The following is a 9777-nucleotide window of genomic DNA, read 5'->3' as shown; positions in this document are numbered from 1 at the left end:
CCCGGGCCGTGGCCCGGCAGCAGCAGACAATTTCGCGGCAGACTCAGGACCTGATTCTGCACCGATTCAAGATGCGTCCGGTAAAGCCGAAAGGGATTCGATCGCCCGATGGAACCCGCGAAGACCGTATCGCCGACGAAACAGACAGACCCCCACGGCATGTCGACCGCATAGCAGATACCCCCGGGCGTATGGCCCGGCGTGGCGATACATCGAACGGTCAACCTTCCGACCGAGATTTTACGACCATGTTCGGGCACCGTGACCTGCTGTTCAGCCGGTTTCGTCGGTAACAACGGGATGTCCTCTCGTCCAAGATAGATTGGAACGGGCCATCGGGCGATGATCTGCTGGATCCCTTCGGCATGGTCCGCATGGCCGTGAGTGAGGCAGATCCCGACTAACTGAAGCGGGAGCGTCTCCAGAAGCTCGATCATCTTCCCTGCATTGTAGGCCGTATCGATCAGAACTGCTTCGCCTGAGTCATGGACGATATATCCCTTCACCGCATATCCGCCGATGTCACCGTGGACGGTTTCTATTTGGGCCATTGATGGCAAGGGCCGAGGAACCCAGTGCTCCAATGCGATCTGTTCGAGCGACGACGGTCGCAATCCGAGTGCGCCGGCTATCGCACGAAGCTTCACTCGATCTCCCACCTGATCACCTCGTTCGAGGGCATTCAGATCGGCCCCGGCCAGGCCGGTAAGACGGGCCACATCTCCGACGGAAAGGTTCAGTCCCGTCCGAGCTTTTTTCACGATATCGCACAGATCATCTTCTAGCGGCATACATTAAAGCTAATGGCACATCAACGATTCAAAAATCCGGCCTGATGCTCCTAGTCGGTAAGACCGAGCGGCGCTAATTTACTGCTCCATCGTGACCTTGATCTCCTGCACCTCGCCGAATCCCGACAACATCTTGAGCAGCGCTTCGCCTGGTCCTACTGCCACAATAGTCAGGCGGTCGGGATTAAAATGCTTCTTGGCCGCCGCCAGCAAGTCCTCTTTCGTCAACGCCACAACCCGCGACCGCAGCTGCTGCAGGAAATCTCTGGGCAAGCCGTCATATTCCAACTCGACCAGACGGTTCACGATCGCCGAGGTACTCGAAAAAGCAAAGACAAACGAATTCACGTAGGCTTCTTTCGCTTCCGCCAACTCTTCGTCCGTGACGTGTTCATTGCGCATCCGCTCCATGTTGACGATGAAACGGCTGATCACTTCCTGAGTGGACGGGAGTTTCGTTTCCGCCCTCATCAACCACACCCCCTGGTCGTGTGTGCCGGCGTTGAGTCTGCTTCCGACCGAATAAGCGAGTCCCCGCTTGGTCCGCACATCGTTGAACAACCGGCTGCGAAACGAACTCCCGCCCAATATGTCATTGGCGATCGCGAGGGCGACGTAATCCGGATCGCTCTCTCTAATCGAGAGGTGTCCTACGCGTAGATGCGTCTGCGAGGTCTCCTTATCGACGAAACGTACGATCGAGGACCCAGCGGCCTTTTCCGGCGCATCGGGAATCGTCAATTCAGGCACGTCGCCTTTTTCCCAGTCGCCGAACACTTCCTTGAGTTTGGCGATCATGTCCGCCTTTTCGAAATCCCCCGTCACCCCGAGGATGATTCCATTCGGATGCACCGTTCTCTGATGAAAAGACACGAGATCATCGCGGGTGATAGCGGTGACGGATTCTAACGTGGCTTCGCGGGCACTCGGATGATCCGGTCCGTACAGTTGTTTGACAAATTCCCGGCTGACGACCGATCCGGGATGATCTTGACGACGCCTGATGCCTTCGATCGCCTGGAGCTTCGCCAATTCGACGCGTGCCGGCTCGAACACAGGTCGGCGCAGCAGTCCGGCGAGAATGTGCAGTCCTCTGGGGAAATCCTTCTTGAGAATGTCGAGCGAGGCCGATCCTCCCTCTCTCCCGATGAAAAGACTGAGGTCTGCTGCCAACTGCTCCAACTCCTCGTCGATCTGTTCGGCGCTCAGCCCGCCCCCGCCACCGGTACGCATGACCGCGCCGGTCAAGGCGGCAAGCCCGACCTTATCAGAGGGATCGAGCCATCCACCTGTCCGTAGCACGGCTGTAATCGTCACAAGCGGCAACTCGTGATCTTCAAGCAGGTAGAGGACCATTCCGTTGTCGAGCACGAGGCGTTCCGGTTCCGGCGGGGAAAATTCCACCGGCTTGAAAGACATCTTGCGCGGGTCTTCGAGCGTCACATCGCCCGCGCATGCGGGAAAAGCCAACCACAACGTACACAGTGCTGCGATGACCAGCGCTATCCCATGTCGCTTGGTAGAGAGCATCTCATGTTTCACAGCGATCATCGCACCACCTCTCCTTGAGCGGCCGTCGCTAATTGCTTGGCAGTTGACTTCTTGACCAAGGTCGCGACTGTACGGTTCGATTTCGTAAAGTACTGGGTTGCGACGCGTTGGATGTCAGCGGGCGTAACGGCGGCGATCTTATCTCGTGCCGTGAGCACATATCGCCAATTCCCCGCAATGGTCTGGTACAGCGAGAGTTGCGAGGCTAATCCGCTGTTGGACCGTAAACCACGCACCATATCGGCATCCAAGTTATTCAGTACTTTCTCCAATTCTTTCGCCGAAACCGGCTCGGTTTTGAGCCGTTCCAATTCGGCGAGTATCGCGGCTTCCACCTCGGCAGCTGGATGGGGCGCCAGTGGCGTAGCGCTCAGCACGAAAAGATTTGGTGCGCGGACGCCCGGGTAGTTCGCATCGGAATCAACCGAGGCCGCAATGCGGTCGTCGCGCACGAGTTTGGAGTACAGACGCGATGTCAGCCCCGCCGTGAGAATTTCGTCGATGACGTCGAACACATAATCGTCGGGATGGTTAATCCCCGGCTTATGGAAGCCGATCACTAATGAAGGCTCGGCGTCAAATTCAACCTCGACGCGGCGTTCGCCTCGCTGCGGGGGCTCAGTCGTCACAATCTGGGGAGGCTGGGGTCCCGGCGGAATCTTGCCGAACGTACTTTCAATCAAGGCAATGACGGCTTGAGGGTCGATGTCCCCAACGATCCCGATCGTCGCACGACCCGGCCCGTAATACGTCTTGAAGAACGCCTTCGTCTCCGCCGGGGTCAACGACAGGATGTCCGATTCCCACCCGATAGTGGGAATGCCGTAAGGATGGGCGCGAAATGCCGCTGAGGTAAAGGTTTCGAACAAGAGGCCGTTCGGGCTGTCGTCATTGCGAAACCGTCGCTCCTCCATCACAACCCCGCGTTCCTTGTAGAATTCGCGAAGCACGGGGTTGGCCATCCGGTCGGATTCTATCGCCGCCCACAGAGGCAACCGGTTGGAGGGAAGATTGATCATGTACCGCGTCAGGTCTTTCCCCGTCGCAGCGTTCAAGCCCACACCGCCATGACGTTGGTAGAGCAACGCCATCTCGTTGCCTGCAACGTACTGCAATGCCTTGTCTTGAAGTTCCTTGAACTGGCGTTGTAACGCCTTGATCTCGTCCTGCTCCTTCGGATCGGGAGCGGCCTCCGGGCTCAGACTGGCCAAATCGCGCTGGCGTGTCTCAAGTTCCGTTCCGACGCGAAAGAGGTCGTCGAGGATCGGTTTCTCCTTCACATAGTCCTTGGTGCCGATTGTCCTCGTGCCCTTGAAGGCCATATGTTCGTACAAATGTGCAAGCCCCGTTTGCCCAGCTTGTTCGTTGACGCCGCCTACGCTGAAAGTCATATTGATCGACACAATGGGTGCCTGATGCCGCTCGACCATCAAGACGGTCAACCCGTTCGCCAATTTATGCTCGATGACGCGATCGGCCAATCCGGGAGAAGCCTCCGCAAGGCCGAGGTTAACGCTGAGTATCAAGCCGATGCACCCGATGAGAGCGAGACTATTCCATGCTTCCCTAAACCTTGACCTCAGCCTCAACCTGTTTTTCATTCGAATATCTCCATCAATTCTTCCGGTCGTTCAATGAACCAGTCCGGCTGGCATGCAGCCATTTTTTCCCAATTCCCCATCCCATAGCCCACGGCGCAGACACGGATTCCGGCATTGTGTCCGCCATTGATATCGTTTGTGCTGTCTCCAACCAGCACCGCTCGCTCCTTTGGCACGTTCAGTTGTTCCAAGATGTGCAGGAGCATACCCGGCTCAGGTTTCAACCCAAACCCGTTGTCACCTCCGATGACGAACTGGAAATGATGGGCACCCAACCCCTTGAGAATCACTTGCGTGTACTCGATCGACTTGTTCGTAGCCACAGCTTTCTGCTTGCCGGCGAAATGGATCAAGGATTCTTCGACCCCGGGATAAAAGGTAGTGCGATCTAAACAATGCGTGAGGTAATGCCCGCGAAAAACCCGTAGCGCCTCCTCGAAGCTCACACGCTGGTCCTCTCCCACAGCCAGCCGCAACAACTTCTTCACTCCATCGCCGACAAACCCGAAGATCTCTTCGACCGGGCGTTGCGCTAGCCCCAGTTCCGCCAACGTCAAGTTGACGGACAACGCGATGTCCCATTTCGATTCGATCAGGGTCCCGTCGAGATCAAAAATCAGCAGATCAATCGGCGTCTTTCCCATCTCATTTTGCCTTTCGCAGCTCATCTAGCAATCGCGTCAGGCTCTTTCGGTTGGCGTCGTCGGTTTCCTTTAACAGAGCTTCCCGAACGAAGTTAATCATGCGTTGCTGTCCCACGTGCGGAGGCAATATCGGTTCGACGATCTTCCAACGATTTCGGACTGCCTTGACACGAACACGAATTTCTTCGACAGATGGTTCCAGTATGAAACCCGCGGTTTCCATGTAGACCGATCCGATCACCTGGAATGTGACCGGAATGACCACTTCCATCCGGTCAACCACTTCCCATTGCCGATAGTGTTCGGCAACCGAAAACCCTCGAATCACGACGATCCGCCCCCAAGCCCGTTCTTCCTGCCAATCCGTATACGGATTGAGTGCCTCATACGAAAGCGAATCAAGCTTGGCCCCTTTTTTATCAAGTGTAAAATACTTCTTCACAATCTCAGCGGGCGAGCGGTCGAGCCCTCTCAACTGAGCGAAAACAGCTGTGGTGTTCAGAAGCGCTACGCACAGGGTCCAGAAGACGATGTGCTTGGGAAGACTGCCGGCCGACAGATTGAACCTGGGCAACGTCCACACCTACCTTGATAAGGAAAATCGATGAGACTCGTCGGCGGAGATAACCCTGATGCGAACCAAGGCTACTGATCCGGCCATCGGAGAACCCAACTACCCGTTCATTTTATCAAACGGCATTCCTGAAAGCATATCGATGAATGCAGTACAGGCCGAGAATTGACCTCCTTGAAGAACGCATGCTAGGGTTTTTCGCTTGGGTCGCATTGCCTGTCGATTCCGACCTAGTTTCAACCATAGGAGGGTGATGCAACGTCGCTGGACGAGTCTGTTCCTCATTCTCGTCGCGCTTATGGCGGTTGTCCCCCTTGGATTCCCCACGTGGGCAAGCTGCTCATACGCCGTCGATTCGGCAGCGCAACAGCAGACCGCTCAACCGACGATCGGAGATGGTAGACCTTCCGATAAGAATAAATCGATCCAACAGACTGCGCCGCAAAAGGCCTACGATCTGCTCGCGCGCTTACAAGATCGCCACGGTATTCCGCTACCGGGCTATGTAGGGGGACGGGAATTTCACAATCGTGAACGTCGGCTTCCGCGTGGACGCTACCGGGAATATGATGTGAACCGAAAAGTTCCAGGCCGATCTCGCGATGGAGAACGGCTCGTTATCGAGCAGGATAGCGGCAAAGCGTATTATACCGGGGATCATTATCAAACCTTCATTCCATTGAACTGAGATTCATATGACAGACCGACTGTCACGCCTCTCTTTGACAATCCATCTTCAATCGACCAGGGCGCCTTGGACCTCATTGCTCGTCTTGAAGAGCAGTCAGCTGGTTGAATCTCTCGTCGCAGTCCCGAAAGGATTTGTCTTGAAGATACTCCGTGGATCCAAGTGCCGCACAAGGGAAGGGTTATTTTCCGAATTCGCCCGCGTCCTGAGTTTTCCAGAGTATTTCGGGCACAATTGGGACGCCCTTGAGGAGTGCTTGGCAGACCTGGAATGGTTGCCGGCGAAAGGCTATGTCCTCGTCATTACCGATGCTGATGAGGTCCTGCCCGAAGACGAGGAAGATTATGAGACATTTCTAGAGGTCATCAGCGACGCGGGAGAAGCCTGGGGTACGGGACAGGCAGGGATGGGAATGTCACGAGGAATACCGTTCCATGTCATATTTGCCGTGACTGAACAAGGGAGACAGAAGCGCGCCCACTGGGGCATCCCCGACATTGCGGCTGAGCAGAATCAGCAATCGGAGACCAAGCGGCGGTCGGCTGGACGCCACCCTAAACGCTCCCGTAAAGGAGGAAGCCCATGAGATTGGCGCATCGCAGGAAAGGCTCTCTGCGGAACGATGAGAGAAGGACGGAGTCTTAATGACCCAAAACGGCTGCTCCAAGGAGGCTTGGAGCATGAATAGGACAAAGGGTGCTCTTAGAATTTCAGGGCTACATGCGCATTTTCTTGGTGACGTTTAAAAGCCCCGTCCAGTGAAAAAGAGCTGAAGCGGCAATTTCTTGACCTTTTCTCGCCTTGTTCGCTCTCCTCTGAAAAGATTCCCACCAATGGGCTCGAACCTGGTCGCGGTGGACGACACAGATTCCGTGAGTTTCACGTACATCGTCGAGGGGAGCTTTCTCACCGACCAATTCTGTCTTTCCCTCCCTCCGACACCAGGAGCAAATAATGATCATCCTTTATCCTCACACTGCGGACAACTTCTAATATGAGTCGTCCTACTCCCTCATATTCCTACGCAAAATCCAGACCTCGTTTGACATATGAGACTTATCGATTTTTGGGGAAGGATTATTCAAGAATTTCTTCAGGAGAAGTTCAGGTTGTATGAAAATGTTTCGCCGGATTTATCCTATGCAGACACTTTTTGACCCTATGTGAGGCAATTCGCGGCGCTCTTGTGCTGCCCACTCCTTCCTTGACCATTTCTCGTGGCGCGTGTTAGGGTGCGCGCCCGTTATGAAAACCTCTCGATCTTCAAAACTTTTTTCCCAAGCTCAACAACTCATCCCCGGCGGTGTGAATAGTCCCGTGCGCGCCTTTCGATCGGTTGGTGGGCAACCTCGGTTTATTCAACGGGCTAAAGGTTCGCGTCTCTATGATGTGGATGGAAATACGTACATCGACTACATCCTGTCCTGGGGTCCCATGATCCTCGGACATGCCCCCTCCTCCGTCATCAGCGCGATAAAGAAAGCTGCAGGAAAAGGGACGAGCTATGGAGCGCCGACTGAGTTGGAGGTGCAGTTAGCGCGCGAGATCCGTGCAGCATTCCCCTCCATGGAGAAAGTCAGGCTCGTGAGCTCAGGAACGGAAGCGGTCATGAGCGCGATTCGCGTCGCCCGCGGGTTTACGAGGAGGGATGGCATCCTCAAATTCGAAGGCTGCTACCACGGTCATAGCGACTATCTCCTCGCCAAAGCCGGTTCTGGACTTGCCACACTCGGCATTCCAGATTCATTGGGTGTACCGGCTGATTTCGCGAAACACACATTGACGGCTCCTTACAACGATGTCCGCGCCGTTCAGCATATTGTGAAAGAACATGGGAAGCGACTGTCATGTATCATCGTGGAACCGATCGCTGGAAATATGGGCGTGGTCCCTCCCAGCCAGGAATTTCTTGAGGGATTGCGAAAACTGACGATCGAGAATGATATCCTGTTGATTTTCGACGAAGTCATTTCTGGATTCAGAGTGGCATACGGCGGAGCTCAAGCTCTCTATGGAATAAAGCCGGATCTGACGGTTCTGGGAAAGATCATCGGCGGGGGATTGCCGGTCGGGGCCTATGGAGGTCGAAACGATATTATGAATCTAATCGCGCCATCAGGACCGGTCTATCAAGCCGGAACTTTATCAGGGAATCCTCTGGCCGTATCCGCCGGCTTGGCGACTCTCAAGCAGCTTCGGGTCAAGGGGATTTACAAAAAGCTCGACGACCGAGCAGCATCGTTAGCAAAGGGGATCGGCAAAGCGGCTAAGAAGTTCGGCATCACGCTGACGCAAACACGGGTGGGATCTATGTTGACGTCGTTCTTTACGCCCGGACCGGTGGTGGATTGGAACAGCGCCAAACTATCTGATACCAAACGTTACGGGCAGTTCTTTCACCAGATGCTTGATCAGGGTATCTATCTTGCCCCGTCTCAATTCGAAGCGGCATTTCTCTCAACCGCTCACACCGGTGCCGATATCGAGAGAACGATCCGAGCGGCGTACATTGCATTCAGGAGTCTTTAACTACACCCTCGTGGAGAACACTTCGTATCTTGTAAGATACAAGTCGTAAGTCGTTGAGATACGAAATTGCATGCTCTGACGTACTTTTCACGGAAGACACGACTCTATTCATCGTCATCATCATCCGCTTCAAGCGCTTCCTGCCTCTTTTGCTCCTCCATCGCATTATGTAGCAGCATGCGGATAAACACCGAATAGAGCGAGCCTTTCTCAAGCGTCCCTCCAGGTGGAACCGCAATACGTCCTTCCTTGATCATCCGGTCCATCCAGGCCTTTTGATCAGGAGCAAGCAGAATCGGGACTTCAATCAATCCTACGCGGCCGAACATTTCCATGGCTTAAACCTCCGTGACACAGCGTTCGTTGCTATATCAGCATGCGGTTTTCTCCGTTGTCAACCGCCTGAGCCAGGCTGGCACAATCCCTGCGTTCTTCTCACATCATGATTCTCTCTTATTTGAAAACCCTGTTACATTCCTTCGTCGTCTATCTAACAGTTTCTCTCGCCATACCGTTTCCTCTTAGCCTGGCACAGCAAGAAACGGCACCGCCCTTCGACTTCACCAGGACTCCCGATTTCGTCGAAAAGTCAGACTCGCGAGATTCGAGGGGCTCGTTCTCTTGTGATATCTGCCGGCCATTGGAGGGAAGACCCGGGAGCGATATCCCGCGCCGCCGCCGATTACGGGATAAGAAGCTCCATCCTCACAAGCACGCAAAAGGAATCTCCAAATCATCAAAACGAAGCCTGAAAAATCAGCTGCCGCGTCATAAGCTGGAACGAGATCAAACCCAATGAGGCGTCAATCGCAGCGTGAAGAGCTGTTAGAGACCGGTGAGACGGACGACAGCAAGCCCATATAAACACCTTCATCTCGTGATGAAATATTTGCGCGGTACGCGACCAGGTGATTACGGATTATCAGCTTTGGCTGACAACTCAGGCTGTAGGTCAATACGAGAAGGGCGCCTTGGTGAGGTGAAAACACCGACTATTTCTTTTTCTTCTCCTTAGGATTCTCCGAGAACAGAAGCCAGCCCAGCACGATAAACCCTATTGCCACACCGATAATCGCAAGCCAGGTCCCAAGCTTATCCATTGCCGATTCTCTCCTCCCGGAGTTGCATTCAGTAGATCGAAAACTCTCTTCAGAATTTCGCCTAGACCACAAACGCCTGTGCACAATTGTTTCACGAAACGCACCGGCCGTTATTCGGAAAGCGGTCCCGACTGTAACGCGGCGACGATCGCTTTGTCGAGGCGCTTCACCGCACCCTTTCCATCCGTCACCGCAAGTCTCGCCGATCCCTCTACTACAACGCGCCCGCTGTCTCGTTCACGCACGATGTGAGAAAACGTGATCGACGCCTGATTCAACTCTGGAATGTTAGTTTCAAT

At 54.4% G+C, this 9777-nt stretch carries 10 protein-coding genes; 3 read left to right on the top strand and 7 right to left on the bottom strand.

The genetic code is table 11. From position 1 onward, the window contains the following. From ACWVCN_RS07230 to ACWVCN_RS07210, 5 genes are all read right to left on the bottom strand, one after another. The coding region (locus tag ACWVCN_RS07230) for an MBL fold metallo-hydrolase (RefSeq protein WP_455244889.1) at positions 1–791 on the bottom strand (791 nt) is incomplete at its 3' end. A gap of 78 nt (positions 792–869) precedes the next feature. Then, positions 870–2342, bottom strand: coding sequence for a M16 family metallopeptidase (locus ACWVCN_RS07225; protein WP_455244888.1), 1473 nt, complete (start codon positions 2340–2342; stop codon positions 870–872). Then, complete coding sequence (locus ACWVCN_RS07220; protein ID WP_455244887.1) at positions 2339–3943, bottom strand: M16 family metallopeptidase; 1605 nt, start codon at positions 3941–3943, stop codon at positions 2339–2341. Before ACWVCN_RS07220 ends, ACWVCN_RS07225 begins: the two co-directional genes overlap by 4 nt. Further along, complete coding sequence (locus ACWVCN_RS07215) at positions 3940–4587, bottom strand: HAD family hydrolase (protein WP_455244886.1); 648 nt, start codon at positions 4585–4587, stop codon at positions 3940–3942. The genes ACWVCN_RS07220 and ACWVCN_RS07215 overlap by 4 nt, the downstream gene beginning before the upstream one ends. Before the next feature lies 1 nt (position 4588). Beyond that, complete coding sequence (locus tag ACWVCN_RS07210; protein ID WP_455244885.1) at positions 4589–5161, bottom strand: hypothetical protein; 573 nt, start codon at positions 5159–5161, stop codon at positions 4589–4591. Positions 5162–5414: 253 nt separating this feature from the next. On the opposite strand from ACWVCN_RS07210, the gene ACWVCN_RS07205 reads away from it, so the two are divergent. From ACWVCN_RS07205 to hemL, 3 genes are all read left to right on the top strand, one after another. Next, a complete protein-coding gene (locus ACWVCN_RS07205) occupies positions 5415–5849 on the top strand; it encodes a ribonuclease domain-containing protein (protein ID WP_455244884.1) in 435 nt (144 codons plus the stop codon). Positions 5850–5856: 7 nt separating this feature from the next. Further along, the gene (locus ACWVCN_RS07200) at positions 5857–6435 is read left to right on the top strand and encodes a barstar family protein (RefSeq protein WP_455244883.1); all 579 of its coding nucleotides are present in this window, start codon (positions 5857–5859) and stop codon (positions 6433–6435) included. Positions 6436–7094: 659 nt separating this feature from the next. Beyond that, positions 7095–8378, top strand: coding sequence for a glutamate-1-semialdehyde 2,1-aminomutase (hemL, locus tag ACWVCN_RS07195; protein ID WP_455244882.1), 1284 nt, complete (start codon positions 7095–7097; stop codon positions 8376–8378). 104 nt (positions 8379–8482) lie between these two features. On the opposite strand, the gene ACWVCN_RS07190 is transcribed toward hemL, so the two are convergent. Then, positions 8483–8713 (bottom strand): hypothetical protein, encoded by a 231-nt coding sequence (locus tag ACWVCN_RS07190; RefSeq protein ID WP_455244881.1) that lies wholly within the window; start codon positions 8711–8713, stop codon positions 8483–8485. An 875-nt stretch (positions 8714–9588) separates the two neighbouring features. Continuing rightward, a partial coding sequence (locus tag ACWVCN_RS07185; RefSeq protein ID WP_455244880.1) for a hypothetical protein occupies positions 9589–9777 on the bottom strand: 189 nt, incomplete at its 5' end.

Source organism: Petrachloros mirabilis (assembly GCF_975968855.1).
This window is presented reverse-complemented; position numbering and strand designations above follow the sequence as displayed.

What these genes read in the sequence shown, in the direction of transcription:
- ACWVCN_RS07220 (WP_455244887.1), bottom strand. Translation starts at nt 3,943, where the DNA reads ATGAAAAACAGGTTGAGGCTGAGGTCAAGGTTTAGGGAAGCATGGAAT.
- ACWVCN_RS07190 (WP_455244881.1), bottom strand. Translation starts at nt 8,713, where the DNA reads ATGGAAATGTTCGGCCGCGTAGGATTGATTGAAGTCCCGATTCTGCTT.
- ACWVCN_RS07200 (WP_455244883.1), top strand. Translation starts at nt 5,857, where the DNA reads ATGACAGACCGACTGTCACGCCTCTCTTTGACAATCCATCTTCAATCG.
- ACWVCN_RS07215 (WP_455244886.1), bottom strand. Translation starts at nt 4,587, where the DNA reads ATGGGAAAGACGCCGATTGATCTGCTGATTTTTGATCTCGACGGGACC.
- ACWVCN_RS07225 (WP_455244888.1), bottom strand. Translation starts at nt 2,342, where the DNA reads ATGATCGCTGTGAAACATGAGATGCTCTCTACCAAGCGACATGGGATA.
- ACWVCN_RS07205 (WP_455244884.1), top strand. Translation starts at nt 5,415, where the DNA reads ATGCAACGTCGCTGGACGAGTCTGTTCCTCATTCTCGTCGCGCTTATG.
- hemL (WP_455244882.1), top strand. Translation starts at nt 7,095, where the DNA reads ATGAAAACCTCTCGATCTTCAAAACTTTTTTCCCAAGCTCAACAACTC.